The organism is Ignavibacteriota bacterium (assembly GCA_013285405.1).
GTDB lineage: Bacteria > Bacteroidota > Ignavibacteria > Ignavibacteriales > Ignavibacteriaceae > IGN2.
In genome coordinates, this window is the sequence record CP053446.1 from 3,768,174 (window position 1) to 3,791,905 (window position 23,732).

The 23,732-nt window shown below is 35.5% G+C and carries 17 protein-coding genes; 2 read left to right on the forward strand and 15 right to left on the reverse strand.

What is annotated here, in order from left to right; translation table 11 throughout:
* Positions 1–6 precede the first annotated feature (6 nt).
* The 15 genes from mrdA to HND39_16540 form a co-directional block, all read right to left on the reverse strand.
* Positions 7–1,806, reverse strand: coding sequence for a penicillin-binding protein 2 (gene mrdA / locus HND39_16470; protein QKJ97740.1), 1,800 nt, complete (start codon positions 1,804–1,806; stop codon positions 7–9).
* A complete protein-coding gene (gene mreD, locus HND39_16475) occupies positions 1,803–2,291 on the reverse strand; it encodes a rod shape-determining protein MreD (protein ID QKJ97741.1) in 489 nt (162 codons plus the stop codon). Before mreD ends, mrdA begins: the two co-directional genes overlap by 4 nt.
* On the reverse strand, positions 2,288–3,121 hold the full coding sequence (gene mreC / locus HND39_16480; GenBank protein ID QKJ97742.1) for a rod shape-determining protein MreC: 834 nt from the start codon (positions 3,119–3,121) through the stop codon (positions 2,288–2,290). Before mreC ends, mreD begins: the two co-directional genes overlap by 4 nt.
* Complete coding sequence (locus HND39_16485; protein ID QKJ97743.1) at positions 3,121–4,146, reverse strand: rod shape-determining protein; 1,026 nt, start codon at positions 4,144–4,146, stop codon at positions 3,121–3,123. Before HND39_16485 ends, mreC begins: the two co-directional genes overlap by 1 nt.
* 8 nt (positions 4,147–4,154) lie before the next feature.
* Positions 4,155–5,672, reverse strand: coding sequence for a bifunctional phosphoribosylaminoimidazolecarboxamide formyltransferase/IMP cyclohydrolase (purH, locus tag HND39_16490; GenBank protein ID QKJ97744.1), 1,518 nt, complete (start codon positions 5,670–5,672; stop codon positions 4,155–4,157).
* A 30-nt stretch (positions 5,673–5,702) separates the two neighbouring features.
* Positions 5,703–6,311, reverse strand: coding sequence for a phosphoribosylglycinamide formyltransferase (locus HND39_16495; GenBank protein QKJ97745.1), 609 nt, complete (start codon positions 6,309–6,311; stop codon positions 5,703–5,705).
* A gap of 72 nt (positions 6,312–6,383) precedes the next feature.
* Positions 6,384–7,910 (reverse strand): DUF3808 domain-containing protein, encoded by a 1,527-nt coding sequence (locus tag HND39_16500; protein QKJ97746.1) that lies wholly within the window; start codon positions 7,908–7,910, stop codon positions 6,384–6,386.
* A gap of 45 nt (positions 7,911–7,955) precedes the next feature.
* Positions 7,956–9,584 (reverse strand): CTP synthase, encoded by a 1,629-nt coding sequence (locus HND39_16505; GenBank protein ID QKJ97747.1) that lies wholly within the window; start codon positions 9,582–9,584, stop codon positions 7,956–7,958.
* 136 nt (positions 9,585–9,720) lie between these two features.
* Positions 9,721–12,315 (reverse strand): T9SS type A sorting domain-containing protein, encoded by a 2,595-nt coding sequence (locus HND39_16510; protein ID QKJ97748.1) that lies wholly within the window; start codon positions 12,313–12,315, stop codon positions 9,721–9,723.
* 72 nt (positions 12,316–12,387) lie between these two features.
* Positions 12,388–12,753 carry a hypothetical protein gene (locus tag HND39_16515; protein ID QKJ97749.1) on the reverse strand — a complete coding sequence of 122 codons (366 nt, stop codon included), beginning with the start codon at positions 12,751–12,753 and terminating at the stop codon, positions 12,388–12,390.
* Between the two features lie 51 nt (positions 12,754–12,804).
* Positions 12,805–15,339, reverse strand: coding sequence for a T9SS type A sorting domain-containing protein (locus tag HND39_16520; protein ID QKJ97750.1), 2,535 nt, complete (start codon positions 15,337–15,339; stop codon positions 12,805–12,807).
* A gap of 72 nt (positions 15,340–15,411) precedes the next feature.
* Entirely contained in the window at positions 15,412–15,777 is a 366-nt protein-coding gene (locus HND39_16525; protein ID QKJ97751.1) for a hypothetical protein, read from the reverse strand.
* Positions 15,778–15,828: 51 nt separating this feature from the next.
* Entirely contained in the window at positions 15,829–18,321 is a 2,493-nt protein-coding gene (locus tag HND39_16530; GenBank protein QKJ97752.1) for a T9SS type A sorting domain-containing protein, read from the reverse strand.
* Positions 18,322–18,474: 153 nt separating this feature from the next.
* Positions 18,475–18,807: a hypothetical protein gene (locus tag HND39_16535; GenBank protein QKJ97753.1), complete on the reverse strand. Its 333-nt coding sequence runs from the start codon at positions 18,805–18,807 to the stop codon at positions 18,475–18,477.
* An 11-nt stretch (positions 18,808–18,818) separates the two neighbouring features.
* Entirely contained in the window at positions 18,819–21,299 is a 2,481-nt protein-coding gene (locus tag HND39_16540; GenBank protein ID QKJ97754.1) for a T9SS type A sorting domain-containing protein, read from the reverse strand.
* A 366-nt stretch (positions 21,300–21,665) separates the two neighbouring features.
* Here HND39_16540 and HND39_16545 point away from each other — a divergent pair, with 366 nt between their 5' ends.
* Both HND39_16545 and HND39_16550 read left to right on the forward strand, forming a co-directional pair.
* Entirely contained in the window at positions 21,666–22,082 is a 417-nt protein-coding gene (locus tag HND39_16545; protein QKJ97755.1) for a hypothetical protein, read from the forward strand.
* Between the two features lie 94 nt (positions 22,083–22,176).
* Positions 22,177–23,730, forward strand: coding sequence for a sel1 repeat family protein (locus HND39_16550; GenBank protein QKJ97756.1), 1,554 nt, complete (start codon positions 22,177–22,179; stop codon positions 23,728–23,730).
* The last annotated feature ends 2 nt before the right edge of the window (positions 23,731–23,732 follow it).

The window sequence follows — 23,732 nt, forward strand, 5'->3', positions numbered from 1 at the left end:
CTTTCCTCAATGAGTTTTGACAACTGCAATTTGATTTTCAAGAGTACTTCCTTCTCCCTTAAAGCTATTCATATATGCTTGTATTACATTTTTAGCAATCGGTGCTGCATGAGTTCCACCGAAACCAACGTTTTCAACCAGAACAGCAATTGCAATTTTTGGGTTTTCATACGGAGCAAAACCTACAAACCAGGCATGGTCTTCTCCGTGTGGGTTTTGGGCTGTTCCTGTTTTACCACAGATTTCTACATCAGGCAGTTTTATATGAGTTGCTGTTCCATGACCATTCACTACCAAGTACATTCCTTTTTTTACTATATCTAACGCCTCCTGGCTTACACCAGTACTAATTTCTTTAAATTCGAGAGGTACTAGCTTTTCAGTATTTATATCTATATATCCCTTGACAACATGTGGAATTTTTGTCTTCCCATTATTTGCTATAAGACTTGCATACATCGCTAATTGTAAAGGAGTAACGCTGACTTCACCCTGTCCGATACCAAGACTTGCCATAATACTCCTCGGCCATTTTTCACCGTATCTTTTTATATAGTAATTTTCATCTGGAATTAAACCGGGAACTTCTTCAGTCAGATCAACACCTGTAATTTTTCCAAATCCGAATTTTGTCGCATACTCTTTCCATTTATCAATACCAATTTTATAAATGAGTCTATAGAAAAAAGAGTTACAGGATTTTTCAATTGCGGTAACTACATTAACGGTACCATGATTTCCGTGACATTTGAAGAATCTTCCAAAAGTAAAACCACCACCACATGTGATAGTATAAGATTCATCAATCACGCCCATGTCAAGTGCAGCAATTGCAGCAAGCATTTTAAAAGTTGAACCCGGCGGATGAATCGACATTGTTGCACGATTAAATAATGGTGTAAAAGGATTAGAGTAGATGCTGTCTAAAAAACTTCTTGGTGTGAAATATGAAAATCTATTAAGATCATAATCAGGTGAACTTACCATTGCTAAAATTTCACCGGAAGTAGGTTCAATAGCAACTAACGCACCTCTTTTACCTTTGAATTGTTCTTCCGCTATTCTTTGAGCAGAAGCTTCGATACCAAGAACCAGATCTTTTCCCTTAATTGGAACGATGTCATCTTTTCCTTCCTGAAATCTTCCAATCTGTCTTTGCCGCGAATCCACAAGAACATATTTGTAACCTTTAGTACCGATGATTAATTTTTCATAAGTTTTTTCAATACCATTGTGACCAACATAGTCACCCGGGTTATAAAGTTCCTTTTCCTTGGCAAGTTGTTCAGGTGAGATTTCTTTAGTGTATCCAAAAGTATGGGATGCTATAACCTGAGCAGGGTAAAAGCGCTGCATTTCGATAATATAATCAACACCAGTCAGATGTTCAGAATTTTCTTCATACCAGGCAATAACCTGGAAGTCAACACCTCTGCGAACTTTAACCGGTAAAAATTTAGAATAGATTTTATTTTTCTTCAATAATCCTTTAATATATCCGGGTTCTGTACCTATGACAGCTTCTAAAATTTTATTGAGGCTTGTATCATAGTATGCCGGAGTTATCCTAAGAGTGTACGCAGGTACATTACTGACCAGCACTTTATAATTTCTATCATAAAAAACTCCACGCAGCGGCTGAAGTTCAATACTTTTTATACTATTATCTGTAGATTTTTTATCATATTCAATTGTATAAACGATTTGCATCTGGAATAATCTTCCGGCAAGAATTATCATCGTTGCAATAATAATTGCGAAGATAATCGTTTTACGTCTCAGCGAACCAAAATTTTCAGTCTTCAATCGAATGCTCTTCTATAAGGGACAATTACCACTAAAATACTAACCACAGCAGTATAAATTGAAGGTAATAATGCGTGATTAAATAATGCCTGAACAAAGTTTGTATTAAAATCAATAACTGAGAATAGCGAAAAAATCGTTGCATTTATCAGAGCACATATCACGACAACTAATGAGAACGAATATGTGAACAGATATTTCTCGCGTTTGGTTTCTCCTGAAAAATAACCTGCAATAAAGCCGGCGACAGTTAATGAAAGCATATTGCTTCCAACAAGATTTCCTGAGATTAAATCATACAACAAACCATACAGAGCACCATTGACAGTTCCAATTATCTGACCATTTGCAATAGCGAAATACACTACTGAAATCAAAAGAAGGTTTGGCACAACTTCCTGTATTGAAACAAACGGAATTATTGTTAATTGTATTATAACAACAGGTATGAAAATGAGCAGTGGTATAAAATATTTCAGTTTCATTGCTTGTTATAAAAATTCAGTTCAAGATTATTTTTTTCCACGTTCTCAACCTGCATCAAAACAAATACTGTTTCAACACTTAATACTTCTTCAAATGGATTTATTTGGATCAGATTAAGCAGACCACTTTTATCTTCTTCAATCTTCGAGACTACTCCAACTGGAATTGGAACAGGTATAATAGAGCTTATGTCTGAGGTTACGATTCTGTCGCCAATATCAAAATCAAATGTTCTTGGAACATCTACGATCAATAATTTTTCTCCATCCCATTTCATAATTCCATTTAACCGGTTTTTTTCATTTTTTACTGTCAGCTTGAGATCAACATTTTTAATTGTTCTGATTATTGAAAAATTTTCTGAACAGGATTGAACGATACCAACCAATCCGCGATAGCTAATAACAGGCATTCCCGGTTTTATACCTCTGTTAATTCCTGCGTTAATGGTGATTGTGTTTTGAGTTATAGATAAAGATTTTGATACTATATTCGCCGGCATAAGTGGTAACGAAATAGTGTCTTTCATTGCTAACATACCTTTAAGCTCACTATTTAAAATACCTTGTTCTCTTAAAATGCTCATCTGCAGCATCAATTCTGCATTCAATTCTCTTAATGCCAGGTTTTCCTTTTTTAATTGTGTGATGTTAAATAAGTCGTAGAATATAGCTGTAACAGAAGCAAAACTGCCAAAAGCCAGTGCACGTACTTTTTGAACTTGTGGATTATTATTCTGAGTGAGGAGTGAAAGACTAATAATAACCAGTAAAATTAAAACCAGATATTCCCTGAATTGATTCCAAACATATAAGATCAGCTTGAACATTAATATCTTCTGTTACGAATAAGAACCTTTGAATATTCATTAAGATTTTCAATTACTTTTCCTGCACCACGTGCAACCGCAGTCAACGGGTCTTCAGCAACATGAACCGGCAGATTAGTTTCCATTTTAATTCGCTCGTCGAGACCTTTTAACAAAGCTCCGCCACCGGTCAGCATCACTCCACGATCAAGAATATCAGCAGATAATTCCGGTGGTGTTCGTTCAAGAGTTTGTCGTACAGTATTTACAATCTGTGTAATTGCTTCATTTAGTGCTTCACGAATTTCAACAGAACTGACTTCAGTGGTTTTGGGAATACCACCGACAAGATCACGACCTTTGACTTGAATTGTAATTTCTTCTTTCAAAGGAACGGCTGATCCTACTTCACACTTAATTGCTTCGGCTGTTCTTTCACCAATAAGAATGTTATGATTTCTTTTGAAGAATTGCATAATTGCATAATTCATTTCATCACCAGCAATCCTGATTGATTCTTCGTTAACAATTCCAGAAAGTGCAATCACCGCTATTTCAGTTGTTCCTCCGCCAATATCAATAATCATATTTCCAACCGGTGCATGAACATCAATTCCGATTCCAATAGCAGCAGCCATTGGTTCAGCAACAAGGTGAACTTCTTTTGCGCCTGCATGTTCAGCACTATCCCTGACTGCTCTCTTTTCAACTTCAGTGACTCCACTGGGTACTGCAACCACAACTCTTCTACTGCTTAATGCGCCAGCCTTCACACGTTTAATGAATGCACGAATCATTCCTTCAGCAATTTCAAAATCTGCAATAACACCATCCCGCATTGGACGGGTTACTTTAATTTCTTTATGTTCTCTTCCCTGCATTTCTTTAGCTTTATTTCCAAGCGCGATAATTCTTTTTGAACTTTTATCAAAGGCTACTATTGAAGGCTCATTCAACACAATACCTTTCCCTTTAACGTAGATCAGCGTGTTGGCAGTTCCAAGATCTATTGCAATGTCTGTTGAAAAAAAGTCAATTAATCCCATAAATCCTCTTAATGTTTAAAGTGCCTTATTCCTGTAAAAACCATAGAAATATTTTTATGGTTAGCAGCATCAATTACTTCCTGATCTCTGACTGAACCACCCGGCTGAATTACAGATACGGCACCACAATTTACAATTTCAATTAAACCATCTGCAAAAGGAAAAAATGCATCCGATGCAGCAACAGATCCTGTAAGATCCAATCCGTGCTCCTCTGCTTTCATCTTCGCAATCTTTGCTGAATCGATTCTCGACATCTGTCCTGCACCAACACCAAGTGTTGCTTTATCTTTTACAAATACAATTGCGTTTGATTTTGTGTACTTTGCAATCTTCCATGCAAATTTCAGGTCTTCCAATTCATCAGCAGTAGGTTTTTTATCGGTTACGGTTTTTAGTTTATTTTCATCAAGATCCAATAAATCTGCATCCTGAACTATAGCACCACCGGGAACCGACCTGAATGTAATCTTATCAGTCAAAACAGATTTTTTTTGTTTTAATAATCTTCTATCTTTTTTCTTTTTTAATATTGCAACAGCACCTGCAGTATATTCCGGGGCGCATACAACTTCCAGGAAAATTTCATTCAATTTTTCCGCAAGTTTTTCATCAACAATAGAAGTAAAAGCAACAATTCCTCCAAAAGAAGAAACCGGGTCACATTTTAATGCTTTCAGATAAGCTGCGATTGAATTTTCTCCGATAGCCGCACCAGCCGGATTGTTATGCTTGATGATACTGCATGCGTTTTTTCCAAGACTCTCTGCCAATTCAACTGCTGAAACAAGATCCAGAATATTATTATACGAAAGTTCTTTTCCATGTAAGAATTCAAAGTTTTCATAAAACTCACCATACACGCCTGCTTGCTGGTGTGGATTTTCTCCGTAGCGTAATGCAGAAGCAAGTTTAAAACTTATATTAAAATAATTTGAAGATAAATTCATTTTGGTTTGTAATGAGTTTACAATGTGAGAATCGTAATCCGCCGTGTGTGCAATCGCTGCAATTGCCAATTTCTGTCTTGTTTCCTGACTGATGTTTCCGGCTTTTAACTCTTCAAGAAAAGGTTTGTATTGAGCGGTGTCAGTTAGTATTGAAACATACTTATTATTTTTTGCTGCAGCTCTGATCATTGTTGGACCACCGATATCAATATTCTCAATAAGAGTATCAAGATCAGCATCCGGATTTTTTGAAATTTCTTTGAAGGGATATAGATTAACGCAAACAATTTCTATCGGAAAAATATTGTTTTCTTCGGCTTCTCTCTGATCGGAGGAATTATCTCTTCGCATCAAGATTCCTCCGCTGATTTTTGGGTGAAGAGTTTTTACTCTGCCATGAAATATTTCAGGAAATCCTGTAACGTCTTTAATTTCAGTTACGGAGATTCCACTTTCTGATAAGAGTCTGAATGTATTACCAGTAGCAATCAGTTCAAAACCAAGTTCTTGCAGACCTGCTGCAAAATCAATAATTCCTGACTTATCAAAAACACTGATTAGAGCTAATTTTTTCAATGCATCATATGAGGTTTGTATGAATAAAAATTAAATTGAGACCCGCACCCTGCTATTCTCAACAAAGACTTTGCCAAGTGCAAATTTCTCAATCACGTATGGCAAGAGTTGATGTTCAACGTCCAGAACACGTTCGGCAATCTCTTCTGGTGAATTAACACCTGAAATATCTACACATCTCTGGGCGATAATTCTTCCTGTGTCGTAAGTTTCGTCCACAAAATGTACAGTTGCACCGGATACCTGAGCTGAAGATTTATAAACTGCCTGATGCACTTTAATCCCGAACATTCCAGGTCCACCAAAATGCGGAAGCAATGCAGGATGTATGTTGATAATCTTGCTTCGAAAGGTTTTTATAAAATTTTCGGGAATAAGTTTTAAAAATCCTGCAAGTACAATCAATCCCACATTTAAATTTATAAGAACAGATATAAGTTCGTCGAAGGAGATAAATCCTTCTTTCTTACCAACACAAAAAACCGGGATCGAAAATTTTTTAGCTATATCGAACGCAGGACAATATAATTTATCACCAACCACTGCTTTTACCTCGACAATATTTTTCAGAATTGGTGACTCGAGTATAGCTTTTAGGTTTGAACCCCGACCTGATACAAAGACCGCCAGTGCTAACACATTCCTGTTAAATTATTTGGTCAAAACTACTTAAACAGAATTAATTTATCAAATAACTATGCTGTCATACAATTATTTTTCTTCAAGAGTGAACGAAAGGTAACTGAGTTTATCCTTGAGTTTATTTTCATAATAATAATTTCTGAATTGACCAGCGTAGCCGATAAAAAATTCAGCATCTACATTATTGTTCAATTCTTTGCTGGCTCTTGCAGCATAATAACAAGCGAAGGGTTTTACCCAGAGTTCACATTCATTAAAATTAAAAACAGCAACAGCGTACTCGAGTGATTTTTTAAATTTACCCTGATAAAAAAGTGCGTTGCTGAAACACAGGATAGCCTCAGCGCGTAAAGTATCAGAGACAGGAAGTTCAATAAATTTTTCGAGTGAATCCACTGCAGCTTTAAACTTTCCTGCATCAATCATATTATTTATCAGGATCAACTTCAATTCATTTGAAGCTGGAAGTTTAGTTAAATATTCTTCCCCTTTTTTCTTTGCATACGCGTCATCATCTAAATCCATATTCCCTTCATCAGTTTTATCAAAGTATAATAATGCTGAGAGCGAATCTCCTTCGATAAGATGGCTCAATCCGATTTTTAATGCTACAACACTTTTAAAATGATCATCAACAGTTTGTTCAAGAAACCTGTTGTAATATTTTCTTGATTCATCGTAATCACCTTTGGCGTAAAGAATATTCCCCATAAGCATTGCCGAATAATTTTTCAACTGAATGAAATTTGTATCTGTCGAAGAATAAATTGTCATATAATTTCTTGACGCACTTGATAAATCAAAAGTCTTTACCTGAAGATTTGCTAATGCGAAGCGGAACAATAAATTTTTTGGAAATCTGAATATCAACTCATTTAATAGTTTCTTTGATTGAGCGTACTTAAGCAGGAATTCTGAAAATATCTGAGACAGATAAAACTTAGCTTCAACTTTTGCAAAATTTCCTTTCTTCGATGCAATCTCAAGAAACTGCAATCCTTTCTTTTTATCACCAGCCATTCCAACTAAATTTATTGCCCAGGACCATGTTTGCGGAGCCTGAGATATTGCAAAGTTGAACAATCCTTTTCCCATATATGCATCATAGTATAAACTGTCTTTGGCTAAAAGTTCATCAGAATATAGATGAAATTTTCTTGCAGCAAATACAGCATCAAAATAGTTTTCATCTCTTGTGTAAGCAAAAGTACGATTTCCATAAACGGAACTGAGAATGTATAAACTAAAAAGGTCTGATGAATCACTCTTTAATTTTATCTCAGCTTTTTCAATTGCTGAGTCACTAAGTTCTATGAATTTATTTAAATTACTTTCATCTTTGCTATCAAGATAGAACCAGAGGTAACTTATAGACTTATAATGATATCCTGCAGGATGATCCGGGTACTTACTTAAAATTGAATTAAATGTTTTATCAGATGATTTAAAGTTGAAATTGTAAAGGGCTTCAAGTCCGGTTGATATTCTGGTTTTAAGATCTGATTGAGGATAGATAAAAGTTACATTTAAAGATAAAAAGCAAATTATAACAAGAATAATCTTATATAAATTTTTTAGAAGGTTGTGAGATAACATTTTATCTGGCGGTAAAAGAATTAAATGCTTTTAAAAAAATGATTTTCAGTTTCCACTCTTAACAATAGAATATTCCATCGCGGCTCGCACAAATTCCCTGAACAAAGGATGAGCATTTGTAGCTCTTGATTTTAATTCGGGATGAAACTGACACGCAACAAACCATGGATGATCTCTCAATTCAATCATTTCAACTAATTCTTTATCGGGTGATAACCCGCTGATAACCAAACCATGATCAATCAACTTTTTGCGAAACTTATTATTTACCTCGTAGCGATGACGGTGTCTTTCAGAGATATAATTTGTTTTGTAAGCATCGAAAGCTTTTGTTTTATCATGTATCACACAAGGATAAGCACCAAGCCTCATTGTCGCACCCATTTCTTTAATATCCTTCTGACCGGGCATTAAATCAATTACATTAAATTTCGTTTTCTTGAATTCAGAACTATTTGCATTTTTCATTCCGCAAACATTCCTTGCAAATTCAACAACCGCACACTGCAAACCAAGACAGATACCGAAAAATGGAATTTTATTTTCACGTGCATATTCTATTGCTTTAATTTTTCCTTCGATACCTCTCTCTCCAAAACCACCCGGAACGAGAATTCCTGATACACCCTTTAAAAGTTCCTCCAGGTTATCTGACAAACAATCTTCAGCATTCACTGGTTTAATTTTAACTTTAACCTGATTTGCTGCACCAGAATGAATGAATGCTTCCATAATACTTTTGTAAGCATCAAGATGCGTAATGTATTTGCCGCAAACAGCAATCTCAACTTCACGGGTTGGATTTCTTATTCCATCAACAAAATTTTCCCATTCTTCGAGTTTTATTTTTCGCTCTGGAAGATGCAGACGGCTTGTAACAAGTAAATCCATTTTTTCTTTTTGAAGAACGAGTGGTACTTCATAAATTGAGTGAACATCATACGCAGAGATTACTGCTCTCGAATCAACATTGCAGAATAATGCTATTTTTTCTCTTATATCTTTCGCTAATTTTTTTTCAGATCTGCAAATTAGAACATCAGGCTGGATACCAAGTTCCAACAAATTCTTTACGCTATGCTGAGTTGGTTTTGTTTTTACCTCACCTGCAGAAGCAATATATGGAACCAGTGTAACATGAATTACCATCGAGTTGGCTCTACCAAACTCGAGCATATGCTGTCTCATTGCTTCGATGAAAGGTAAGCTTTCAATATCGCCAACAGTCCCGCCAATCTCAGTGATTATTATCTCGTATTCACCGAGCTCGCTCAGACGGGTAAGTTTACGTTTAATTTCATCCGTGATATGAGGAATAACCTGAACTGTTGCACCAAGATAATCACCTCGTCGCTCTTTTGTAATTACTTCATGATAGACCTGACCAGTTGTAGTATTATTAGCACGTGTCATACTCACATCAAGGAATCTTTCGTAATGACCCAGATCAAGGTCAGTTTCTGCACCATCGTCCGTTACATATACTTCACCATGCTGAAACGGACTCATTGTCCCAGGATCAACATTTATATAAGGGTCAAATTTTTGGATAGTAACGCTAAATCCTCTTTGTTTGAGGAGAAGTCCAAGTGATGAAGCGGTAATACCTTTTCCGAGCGAAGATACAACACCACCGGTTATGAATATGAATTTAACTTTTTTTCCGCGGGACATTTAGTTTTTTTTTTGCTTTCAAATATAGAGTAAGAGGTTTTGATAAACAATCAGCAGTAAGGGAGGGAGATGGTTGATTAAAGAATTTAAAAAGCCGCTCAATAGCGGCTTTGAAAAATTCAAACAATATATATGGTCACTTAATTAAAATCATCTTTTTTGAACTAATATATTTCTCAGCGATTAGCTGATAAATATAAACACCACTTGAAAGATCACTTGCATCAAACTGAACTTCATACCTTCCTGCTTGCTGAATTTCATTAACTAACACTTTAACTCTTCTGCCAAGTATGTCATAAATTACAAGATTTACTAAAGTCCCTCCTTTGAAGGGATTTAGGGAGGCAGGCAGATCATACTTTATTGTTGAAATTGGATTGAAAGGGTTAGGATAATTTTGTAATAATAAAAACACTGAAGGACGTTCTATTATTACACAAACAATTTTAGAGTATTCAAAACTTCCATCGTAATCAACCTGTTTAAGGCGATAAAAATAATATCCTGGTTCATTTGTAAAGTCTACAAAAGTGTAAGAATGCTCTTCTGTTGTCGTCCCGTTGCCATGTACAAAACCGATGCGTTGCCAAACTTGGCTATCAGATTCACTTTTTTCTACCTCAAATCCTTTGTTATTAATTTCACTTGCGGTTAACCAACTAAGAATCACTTTGTTATTAATTGTCTCGCTGTAAAAAGATATTAACTCAACCGGGACATAAGTTGAATCGTAATATTTCATTATCAACCCTAATTCTCCAACGGCATAACCAGAACCAGAATTCAATAAATTTAATCCTGTTATTCTGACACCATTAAGTTCTGTGAACTCAAACCAGTTTTCTCCTCCGTCAGTAGAACGATAAGTCTTATATCCAATTATGAAAATAGTGCTGTCTTTGTATGTACTAAGTTTTGCAATACTAAAACCTGTGAGATTCTGATTCTGAACCCAGATAACTCCTCCATCTGTGGTTTTATAAAGTTTATTACTTTCAAGTAAAAAACCATTTTGATAATCTATGAAAAAAACATCCCTGGATTGCCCAATATTAATATTTAATTGCTCAATCCAGTTTTGTCCACCATCTTTTGTCTTAAAAGGCCTGGCATTCCCATTTGCAGTCCATCCATAAAGAGAATCAACAAAATAAATACTGCTAAATCCTATACTAAGTGGTGCATTCAACTGAGCAAACCAGTTATCTCCTCCATCTGTAGTTTTGAGTATCCCACCTCGGCTTGTCACCGCCCAACCAGTTGTTGGGTTAATAAAAAAGATTTTTCTTATTTGTCCAATCGTGTCAGAAAGTCCCGTTCTGTTTATCAGATTCCAGGTTACTCCTGCATCAGTTGTCTTCAGTATTCTGCTCGGTGCTCCTCCAACAAAACCCGTCAAACTATCTGTAAAGGTTAAACAGGCTAGGGTTGTTGTAAATAAATTTATAGGGAAGTTGGGTATTCCTGACCAGCTTTCTCCTCCATCTGTTGTTTTATAAACAGGTCCTCCTATCCACGTTCCTCCTGCTATGTATCCTGTCATCTCGCTTGTAAAAAACACATCAGCAAAGTTGTCGTTTATTATCATACGTTTCCAGACATCATAACTTCCTTCTGCTTTCCATAATTTTAATCCTGTTCCTGTATTGTATCCTGTTCTTCCTTCTTCAATATATTGTAATTCATATTCTCCTATTCCTCCTGTTATTGTCCAGTTTTGTCCACGGTTTGTTGTCTTCCAAATTCCTATGTTACTCATTACCACGTAACCAGTATCAATACTTATATATTTAATACAGTTCACTTCACTTGTTGTCATCATTCCTCCGGTTACCCACGTGTTCCCACCATCACTGCTGTAAATGTTTTTTGCCGGATAACTTGTTCCTCCATAACCTGCTGCTGCTATGTGCAGCGAGTCTATTACATCAATACTAAATAATGGATAAGCATCTCCGGCTTGTATTATTTCCCAGTTGGTTCCTCCATCGGTTGTTCTCAAAACTTTTCCGTTGGCTGCTATAAATCCATAATTCTCATTCATAAAATCTATCCACCAATAATCAGATGTATAACCGGGTGTTTCTATATTTTGCCAAGTTTGTCCGCCGTCTGCTGTCTTGATAAGTGAGTTTGCATTTCCACAAGCCCAGCCAAGTGTATCGTTTATCATTTGCAATCCCCACAAGTCGCCGGTTACATTGCTTGTAACTTGTGTAAATGTTTCTCCGCCGTCCGTTGAGCGGAGTATAAGTCCACCAAATCCACTTGCAATTACAATCTGTCCGTCATAACTTCTTACTTTAAGTATTGGTGTTGTTGTGTTTGTTTCGCTTACTGTCCAACTTGTGCCTCCATCAGTACTCTTTATCAATGCACCGAGATCGCCAACTGCCCAACCTGTGCCTGCCTGTCCGGTAGGCAGGTCTTTATTTACAAAATTAATTCCCAGATAATCTACTCTCGGTACTTTGGGATTTAACTCTGTCCAAACTCCTGTGCTTACTAAAGGAAATAATTTTCTCTTTTCTTCATCAAGATTCTTTCCTAAATATTTTTGTCCGTAACTCTGGTAGTTTTCACTCAACTCAATTCCTCTTCGGTACTGGACAGGTTTTTCCCGCAAACGGGGCAGGTCTTTTGTTGTGTCTTGCTGTTGTGCAGTAATAAAACAATTAAACAATAAAACAATTATTAATGTTGTTTTTCCAGTAAGGAGGGATTTCATTGCGTTCAACATTTTCTCATCTCTTCATAATGTTATTTTTTAATTCCATTTTAAATTAATGAATTTCCCTAACTAAGCTACAAATCTATTATCCAGAAAATATTTCCAGGCGTGTTTTGTTGGTGTAACTGCGTTGTTTGCATTGTTAACGCTGTCTTGTATTATATCTGTAACTTGCACAATTTTTACTCGGTGAGTCTCGCCGTCTATGATTATGTCTTGGTCAAATAAACTGTCCAAGGTGACAATGTTAGATTCGGGAATGCCTCGGGCATTTTGGTAGTAATCTTTTACATCAATTGATGTTTGATCAAGTGAGTTATATACAACAAGAACACGATTGGCATCAGGAATCCCTGCAAAGGTTGGTGTTTGTGCTTCAGCTATATTAAAGCTGAAAAGAAAAAGTATAGAAAACAGTAAAAATGAATTTTTCATTTTGCACTCCCTTTTTTTAAGTGATGAAATCCGCAATGAGAGCGGAGTTAATTATTTGAGTAAAACCAACTTCTTAACATCATAAAATCCTTTGTCTGTTGTCATTTTATAAAAGTAAACTCCAGAAGCAAAATCGTTCAATTTAACCTCTAGATTATAAATTCCTTTTTCTTTTTCCTCATTTAATATTTGCTTTACAAGTTCTCCATTAATTGAATAAAGGTTGATTTCAACGAAAGATTTTTGGGGAAGAGTAAAAGAAATATTTGCTATTGGATTGGCAGGATTGGGGTAATTCTGAGAAAGATAGAAGTTGAGAGAAGATATTTCTATCTCTATTATGGTTGAATATTCAAAAGTTCCATTAAAGTCAATTTGCTTTATCTGATAATAAATTTTGCTGCCGTATATTTTATGGTCAATAAATGAATATTCACTTTTTTCAGTTGTTGTGCCAGCGCCTCTAACAAATCCTATTTTGACCCAGTTATTATTGTCGTAAGATCGAAATAATTCAAATCCGAGGTTATTTATTTCGGTAACGGTAATCCAACTTAAATGAATTTTATTATCAGTATACTCCGCAGAGAAATCTATTAGTTCAACTGGAATATAGGTTGTATCGTTATAACTTAAAACCAAACCTAAGCTGCCAACCGCATAGCCTTGTATGTTAGTTGGTGCATAGAAACTATTAATACCTGTTGGTACATCATTGGTAAATTCATACCAGGTATTACTGTAATCGTTTGTTATATAGTATTGCGAAAAACCTATAATAACCCAATGAATAGGATCTGGGAAAAAATAAAATTTACGGGCACCTATAACCTCTGGAATTCCTGTCCAAGTCAAACCTCCATCAATTGTTTTAAACAAAGAATTGTTTATTGAAGAATATTTTGCAAACCAACCGCTATCCGTATTAGTAAAGTAAACGTCATCTGAATTCCAAATAATTGTATTTGTTTGTTGAATCCAGTTATTACCTCCATCAGTTGTCTTATAAGGTCTTCCACCTGATACCCAACCATATAAAGTATCGGAAAAATTTATACTAGTAAAATGAACGCTCGCTGGAGCTGTAAACTGTGTAAACCAGTTTTCACCTCTGTCTGTAGATTTATAAATTACATTACTTCGTACTGCCCAGCCAATTTCCTGGTTTACAAAAAATATTTTTCCTGCTCCGCCCTGTCCTCCATTAGGAACGTACCACGTTACTCCACCATCAGTAGTTTTATTAATTTGGTAGCTTCCTACAAAACCTGTAAGGCTATCCAGAAATAATAATTCGTTACCACTTGGTGCTCCATTTACAACATTCCAACTGATTCCGCTATCGTTAGTTTTGTATAAACTGCCATATTCGTAGCTTGGACTTACAACAAATCCTTTCTGTTCGCTTGTAAAAAACACATCAGCAAAGTTGTCGTTTATTATCATACGTTTCCAGACATCATAACTTCCTTCTGCTTTCCATAATTTTAATCCTGTTCCTGTATTGTATCCTGTTCTTCCTTCTTCAATATATTGTAATTCATATTCTCCTATTCCTCCTGTTATTGTCCAGTTTTGTCCACGGTTTGTTGTCTTCCAAATTCCTATGTTACTCATTACTACATAACCAGTATCAATACTAATATATTTAATACAGTTCACTTCACTTGTTGTCATCATTCCTCCGGTTACCCACGTGTTCCCACCATCACTGCTGTAAATGTTTTTTGCCGGATAACTTGTTCCTCCATAACCTGCTGCTGCTATGTGCAGCGAGTCTATTACATCAATACTAAATAATGGATAAGCATCTCCGGCTTGTATTATTTCCCAGTTGGTTCCTCCATCGGTTGTTCTCAAAACTTTTCCGTTGGCTGCTATAAATCCATAATTCTCATTCATAAAATCTATCCACCAATAATCAGATGTATAACCGGGTGTTTCTATATTTTGCCAAGTTTGTCCGCCGTCTGCTGTCTTGATAAGTGAGTTTGCATTTCCACAAGCCCAGCCAAGTGTATCGTTTATCATTTGCAATCCCCACAAGTCGCCGGTTACATTGCTTGTAACTTGTGTAAATGTTTCTCCGCCGTCCGTTGAGCGGAGTATAAGTCCACCAAATCCACTTGCAATTACAATCTGTCCGTCATAACTTCTTACTTTAAGTATTGGTGTTGTTGTGTTTGTTTCGCTTACTGTCCAACTTGTGCCTCCATCAGTACTCTTTATCAATGCACCGAGATCGCCAACTGCCCAACCTGTGCCTGCCTGTCCGGTAGGCAGGTCTTTATTTACAAAATTAATTCCCAGATAATCTACTCTCGGTACTTTGGGATTTAACTCTGTCCAAACTCCTGTGCTTACTAAAGGAAATAATTTTCTCTTTTCTTCATCAAGATTCTTTCCTAAATATTTTTGTCCGTAACTCTGGTAGTTTTCACTCAACTCAATTCCTCTTCGGTGCTGGACAGGTTTTTCCCGCAAACGGGGCAGGTCTTTTGTTGTGTCTTGCTGTTGTGCAGTAATAAAACAATTAAACAATAAAACAATTATTAATGTTGTTTTTCCAGTAAGGAGGGATTTCATTGCGTTCAACATTTTCTCATCTCTTCATAATGTTATTTTTTAATTCCATTTTAAATTAATGAATTTCCCTAACTAAGCTACAAATCTATTATCCAGAAAATATTTCCAGGCGTGTTTTGTTGGTGTAACTGCGTTGTTTGCATTGTTAACGCTGTCTTGTATTATATCTGTAACTTGCACAATTTTTACTCGGTGAGTCTCGCCGTCTATGATTATGTCTTGGTCAAATAAACTGTCCAAGGTGACAATGTTAGATTCGGGAATGCCTCGGGCATTTTGGTAGTAATCTTTTACATCAATTGATGTTTGATCAAGTGAGTTATATACAACAAGAACACGATTGGCATCAGGAATCCCTGCAAAGGTTGGTGTTTGTGCTTCAGCTATATTAAAGCTGAAAAGAAAAAGTATAGAAAACAGTAAAAATGAATTTTTCATTTTGCACTCCTTTTTTTTAAGTGATGAAATCCGCAATGAGAGCGGAGTTAATTATTTGAGTAAAACCAACTTCTTAACATCATAAAATCCTTTGTCTGTTGTCATTTTATAAAAGTAAACTCCAGAAGCAAAATCGTTCAATTTAACCTCTAGATTATAAATTCCTTTTTCTTTTTCCTCATTTAATATTTGCTTTACAAGTTCTCCATTAATTGAATAAAGGTTGATTTCAACGAAAGATTTTTGGGGAAGAGTAAAAGAAATATTTGCTATTGGATTGGCAGGATTGGGAAAATTTTGAAATAGTTCATACTCTAAAGGAACTGAAAAATAAATTTCTATTTCTTCGCTATAATTATATGTACCGTCAAAGTCTGTTTGCTTCAGTCTGTAACAATAAACTCCTGACTCAGTTAAAATATCTTTGTATGAATAGTAATTAATTTCCGTAGAGTTTCCTTTACCTTCAATAAAATCTAAATCAATCCATTCCTGCTCATTCAGTTTTTTTCTTTGTATATAAAAACCTCTGTTATTAGTTTCGGTAGCAGTAGTCCATTGAAGGTTGGTTTCATTTTCGTTTAACCAACCTTCAAAGTTTATTAACTCTACTGGAACTGTTTCATCATAGTATTTAAAGATTAAACCCGTGTTGCCAACCAGGAATCCAGAATTAACAGCAAATAAGTCGATTGTCATCCTCCATCCTTGATTGGCTAGTTCAGGGAATTCAGTCCAGTTAATACCCGCATTTGTTGTCCTATATACCCTATCACCAGTAATGAATATATTCTCTGAATCAAAATAACCAAATCGTCCAGATCCGAAACCAGTTAGTAATGAATCTAAAGTCCAATTTATACCTCCATCAATAGTCTTATAAAGCTTATTCCAGTCTAATAACCATCCATTAAGTGTATCTTTAAAATATACGTCATCTGTTTGATAAAAGTTTAAATTTGTTTGTTCAATCCAATTCTCTCCTCCATCTGTTGTTTTAAATGGTCTTCTATTAAGAATAGAAGCCCAGCCATATAAGGAATCTATAAAATGAATACTTGAAAAATATCCAGCACCTGGTGAATTTAATTGCACGAACCAGTTTTCTCCCCTGTCTGTTGTTTTCATAATTTGTTTACTCTTAATTGCCCAGCTAATTAATTGAGTTTGGGAGAAAAATTTTATGATTGCTCCAATAGTATCTGTTAATCCGGTTATATTTGTTAAATACCAGTTTTCTCCGCTATCAATTGTCTTATATATTTTCGGTCTTGATACACCTATAAAACCATTTGAACTGTCAAGAAAATTCATTGCATCCATATACAAAATTTGATTGTAAGGGAATGTCAGTAAGGTATCTAAGGTGTATCCTCCATCGTTTGTCGTGTATATAAGGTCCTTACTGTTTATTATACCCTTATACTCATCACTAAAAAAAATATTAAGTAAATCAGCATTTACAATTGTTCTACTCCAGTTTTCACCTTCATTTGTGGTTTTTGCAAGAAGCATTTTACCTCCGGTAACAAAGCCCTTTTCTTCTGTTGGGAAAGATAAGTTTGTTGTCAATGCTTTTGAACTTCCTAGATTAAGATCAATAATTTCATACCAACTAACACCACCGTTAGTAGATTTATAGAAGCCGCCTGAAGATGCTAAACATCCTTTTACTTCATCCATAAATTTTATTTTATTTATTTCCGGTGCACTTATTCCTCCTCCTCCTGCATACAACCAATTATTACCGCCGTCGGAAGTATAAACAACCTTTCCAGCAAAGCCCCCTGCAGATGCTCTGAGTGTATCAATAGCATAAATTGTGTAGAGACTTCTCGTATCTCCAGCTATTTGTGTTATCCAGCTTACTCCACCATCTGTTGTTTTCAACACAATACCCGAACTTGTGCACATATAACCAAATGATGTGTCAATGAAACTTACATCCCAGTATGGTGCAGTTGGATATGGCATAGATTGTTGCACCCAGATTAATCCGCCATCAGTTGTTTTTAAAGCAGTTCCTCTTTCTCCTACCATCCATCCAATCTCATCGGTTATCATCTGCAGATTCCAGATGTTTCTTGTCGTCGGGCTTGACAACTGGATCCACGTTTCTCCTGCATCTTCTGAGATTATAATTATTCCTCCATCGCCTGCTGCTATAACTCTTTGTCCGTTATTTACTGAAGCAACTGTTCTTAATGTATTTTCAACTCCGCTTTCATACCATATCCACTTCTGTCCTCCATTCGTTGTTTTAATTACTGCACCGCCTTCGCCTACTGCCCAGCCGGTGCCTGCCTGTCCGGTAGGCAGGTCTGCATTTGCAAAATCAATTCCCCAATAATCCACTCTTGGTATTAATGGATGAACTTCAGTCCATACCCCGGTAGATTGAAGTGGGAAGAGAGAATAGTCACGAGTTAATCCAGGCTGTACAGATCGTTCCTCTTGCTGGGCATAGTTCATCGAAGGTAATAATAGTAAGACAAGCAGCAGTGAGAGGAGAAAATTAAATTTCAGGGATTTTTTGTTAAACATATAAATACCCGTGATAATTGCTGATTTAATTTTAAGAAATTAATTTTTGAAACGCAAATAATGATGTTATAGTAACTTCTTGAGACTTCTGAAAAATCAGGTTATAAAGCCAAAAATACTTTGAATTAATTTTTTTCTTTTTTTTATGAGTTTTTATTCAACGATTATATCAGCTATTACTTCTTTAACATAGTGCCAGCCCCCATCTCCCTGTAATGTGGTGTCAACTATCTCTTCATTATTCCAACGGAATTCACAGCCGTAAGAAGCAGGATCAGACAATGTGATCGGAACAATATTTATCGGATCTGGGATACTTCTTTTCTCAACATAGTAATTTTTTATTTTAAGTGAAGTTGAATCACCATTCATTGGGTTGGTATAAACTACTAAAACTCTTTCAGGGCTTGGAATTTCATCGGTAGTTTGAGCAAAAATTAATATAGATAGGAGTAATATCTGAGAACAAGTAAATAAAATTTTCATAACCTCTCCCGTTATTTGATGAATAATAATTTTTTTGTTTGTGAAAAACCCGTAGAGCTTTTAAGCGTATAGAAATAAACACCCGTGGATAATTCTCTCAAATCAATTTCTTTTGTATATATGCCAGCCTGAGTGTTCTCGTAAATCAGAGTTGAAACTTTTTCACCTTTGATATCATACAGATACATTTCAATAAAAGATTCCAGCGGGACGATATATTTTATTATGGTGGTTGGATTAGTTGGGTTCGGGTAATTCTGAAAGAGTTCAAAATTATTTAAGTAAATTTTTATTTCAATAATATTAGAATATTTAAATAAACCATTGTAATCAATTTGTTTAAGTCTATAAAAGTACATTTGATTTTCAATATTGGTATCTTCAAACGAATAATTTTGTCTTTCTGATGTTGTGCCTTTACCAGAAACAGTACCTATAACTTCCCAATGAACTTTGTTTTTTGAGCGTTGTATTTCAAATCCCATATTGTTTTTTTCAGTTGCTGATTGCCAGCTTAATAATACATTCAAATTTCTTAACTCTGCTTTGAAGCCTGTTAATTCAACTGGAACTATTGTTGTGTCCAAATAATTCATAACAAGACCTCTTACTCCTATCGGGACACAAAAATAATTATAAGGTGCATAAAGATTTAAAAAAGAAGTACCTACATCCGACATTATATTAATCCAGGTATTTCCTGTGTCTATGCTTTCATAGATATTCCAAGTAATTAGAAAGTGGGTATTACTAATTAATTTGAATCGCGAAGTGTAGGCTGAGATTTGAGTATCCTGATACCAAGTAATTCCTCCATCATTAGTCCTATAAAGCTTATTCTCGCTTAATAACCATCCGTTAAGCGTATCTTTAAAATATACATCATTAGTCTGATAAAAGTTTAAATTTGTTTGTTCAGTCCAATTTTCTCCTCCATCTGTTGTTTTAAATGGTCTTCTACTTAATACTGATATCCAACCATATAAAGAATCAACAAAATGAATACCGGAAAAATATCCGGCTCCTGGCATATTTAATTGCACAAACCAATTCTCTCCCCCGTCATTTGTTTTCATTATGCGTTTATTGCTAATTGCCCAACCTATATCCTTTGTCAAAAAGAAAAACTTAATTATTACCCAGGATGAATCCACTAACCCTGTTATATTGGTTCTATGCCAGCCTTGCCCTCCATTTGTGGTTTTGTAAATTCTTGCAGGCAATGTTCCGATGAAGCCGTTCAGACTATCTGTAAATGTCATTCCTTCCATAGAAAAAATTTCATTGTACGGAAAAGTTAAAATAGTATCTAAAGATTGTCCTCCGTCATTTGTTGTGTAAATTAGGTCGGTACTGTTTATAAACCCATTTTGTTCATCCTTAAAGTAAACATTAAATAAATCTGCATTCACTATTGTTCTTCGCCAGCTTTCACCTTCATTTGTGGTTTTTGCAAGAAGCATTTTACCTCCGGTAACAAAACCTTTTTCTTCTGTTGGGAGAGATAAGTTTGTTGTAAATACTGAGGAAAATTCCTGATTAAGATCATTATTTTCATACCAACTAACACCTCCGTTAGTAGATTTATAGAAGCCGCCTGAAGATGCTAAAAATCCTTTTACTTCATCCATAAATTTTATTTTATTTATTTCTGGTGCACTTATTCCTCCTCCTCCTGCATTTAACCAGTTAATACCTCCATCCGTTGTATAAACAACCTTTCCTGCGAAGCCCCCTGCAGATGCTCTGAGTGTATCAATAGCATAAATTGTGTAAAGACTTCTTGTATCTCCAGCTATTTGTGTTATCCAGCTTACTCCACCATCTGTTGTTTTCAACACAATACCCGAACTTGTGCACATATAACCAAATGATGTGTCAATGAAACTTACATCCCAGTATGGTGCAGTTGGATATGGCATAGATTGTTGCACCCAGATTAATCCGCCATCAGTTGTTTTTAAAGCAGTTCCTCTTTCTCCTACCATCCATCCAATCTCATCGGTTATCATCTGCAGATTCCAGATGTTTCTTGTCGTCGGGCTTGACAACTGGATCCACGTTTCTCCTGCATCTTCTGAGATTATAATTATTCCTCCATCGCCTGCTGCTATAACTCTTTGTCCGTTATTTACTGAAGCAACTGTTCTCAGTGTGTTCTCAACTCCGCTTTCATACCATATCCACTTCTGTCCTCCATTCGTTGTTTTAATTACTGCACCGCCTTCGCCTACTGCCCAGCCGGTGCCTGCCTGTCCGGTAGGCAGGTCTGCATTTGCAAAATCAATTCCCCAATAATCCACTCTTGGTATTAATGGATGAACTTCTGTCCATACCCCGGTGGATTTTAAAGGGAAAAGAGATTTATCCCGAGTTAATTGTGGTTGTAAGGATCGTTCTTCCTGCTGGGCATAGTCCAAGGAAGCAAACAATAGTAAGACAAGCAGCAGTGAGAGGAGAAAATTAAATTTCAGGGATTTTTTGTTAAACATATAAATACCCGTGATAATATTTGTTAGAAATGTAAAAAATTATTTTGAGAAAAGCGAGAGCGTATAGGTAAATTTTCAGTAATGATGTTTTCATAAAACTAAGAATCTATAGAATTGATATAGAAACTCAGACTTATCCACCTTGGTGGTTATGACTACTTTTAATAAATAAGCTGTTGGACTAACCTGCGATTGTTACAGCGCTGGAATAGATTAAGGTCAATTTATTAGCAATTTAAAGTAAAATAAAATCAAGGATTGCATTTTCACTCTTCATAGATGAGGATAATCTTTCGTTAATTAATTTCACTTTAGATTTGCCATTAGGCATGAATTTTCTTATTCTTACAAAAAGAGATTAATAAATTGGAACCCAGTATTAAAATATCTGCAATATTTCCTGTTAGTGCTAAGAAACTATACGATTCATGGTTAAATAGTAAAATTCATACTACTTTTACAGGAACTAAGGCTCACATTGAACCAAGAAATGGTTCATCATTCTCGATCGCAAATGGTTTTATAACCGGAACGAATATGATTTTACAGCCTTTTGGACGAATAGTTCAAAGCTGGAGAACAACAGATTTTCCTGAGGGAGCAATAGATTCCAAAGTTGAAATCCTGTTTGAAAAACACAACAACAGTACAAAGCTTACCATAATACATACTCAGCTTCCATCAGGAGAGGAAAAAAAATATGAAAAATGCTGGAAGGAACATTACTTAAAACCGATGAAGGCATACTTTCAAAAAGCTAAAGCCAGCAGCAAAACAAAATAGAGATTTCGATACATACCCTCCAAAATCAACTTGAACTGCCTTCAAAATTTCAATTATATTTGATATTATTTTTAGAAGATTTAAAAAGCAATTGTTGAAAAAAATTTGTTTCTCTTTAATATTTAGCGGTTTATTTTGCCTGACGACATTTGCACAGGATACCACTCAAAGTCTTGCATTCAAAAATAAAGGACCACAGCAAACTTCACCACATTTTTACAGACCTGATCTGGCTTACCAGATATGGCAAAAGTTTAGATTAACTCAGGAAGCAAATGCTGGTGATCCGCTTGCACAACACGAACTTGGCTTGAGATTTTTACTTGGTGAAGGGATTCCTGCTGATACAGTTCAAGCAATTTATTGGATTAAGAAAGCTGCTGATCAAAACCTGACTTCTGCTAAATATAATTACGCAATTATGCTGTTTAATGGAATCGGGGTTTCGTGGGATCCTTATACTGCATTTAAGCTTTTCCAAAGTGCTGCTAATGATGGAATGGTTCAGGCACAGTATGTTGTTGGAATTTTATACACCGATAACCTTACTGTAAAACGGGATTATAATCTGGCTTACTACTGGATTAAAAAAGCCGCTGATGAGGATTATGAACCAGCGAAAGAAATTGCAGCGAAACTTGAACCCAAAGTTTCACAAAATGTTGTTGATTCACTTCTGAGTCAATCAGGAAAACCTGAAGAAAAAAATCCTATACCTGATCCATCAGAAAACCTTACTTCAAATCTTGGTTTGGTTTTTATTGATTTCGATTCAATTAGTGATTCTTCTATAGTTATTTCCGATAGTGTTTTAATTGAACAGTTAGAAATTATTGGTTCTGATAGTCTTTCGAAAATCTTATTAGCTGAAAAACCAAAATCACTAAAAGATTTGTGTACTCCGGGAAATGTTGAGATTCTGAAAACGCTTGCTGAAATAGGAAGTCCTGAAGCTCAAAGCATCATCGGTCGGATGTATGAACAAGGAATTTATTTTAAGAGTAACCTGGTAGATGCAGCTACATATTATTATTTGTCTCTAAGAAATGATTCTCCTTCCGGCACATACTTGCTCTGGCAATTATCACAGAAAGAAAATTTTATACAAATAGTTGAGCAGGAAAGTAATAATGGTAATGTAGTTGCTAAATATTTATGGTACGGCTTAACTGCTGTTGGTTTTGATAAAAGGATTACGATTACAGATGCGATCAATTTACTGGATGAGTCTGCAAATGCTTTATACCTTCCGGCAATCGTTGAATCAGGATTGAATTACTACTCAAACAGATTTGGAAGATATAATCCTGATACAGGATTGACTCTCTGGAAAGATGCAGAGAAACTCGGAAGTAAAGAGGCTGGAATCAGATTAACTGTTTCAAAGCTGCTTGATGAATTCAGTAGTTACAATAAAACTGAAGATTTCAAAAAAATAAAAAAAGCTGCTGAAGAAGGTTCTCTGTTCGCTATGGTTTCAACTGGAATTTGCTATGCTAATGGGTTTGGCGTATCTCCATCAAAATCTGATGCGGTAAATTATTTTAAGATGGCAGCACAGCGTGGAAGCAGATTCGCTTATGAAGAATTGAAACGCATTTATGATGAAATGAGACCTGAAGATCCACAATTTCTAATTTCAAATTGAAG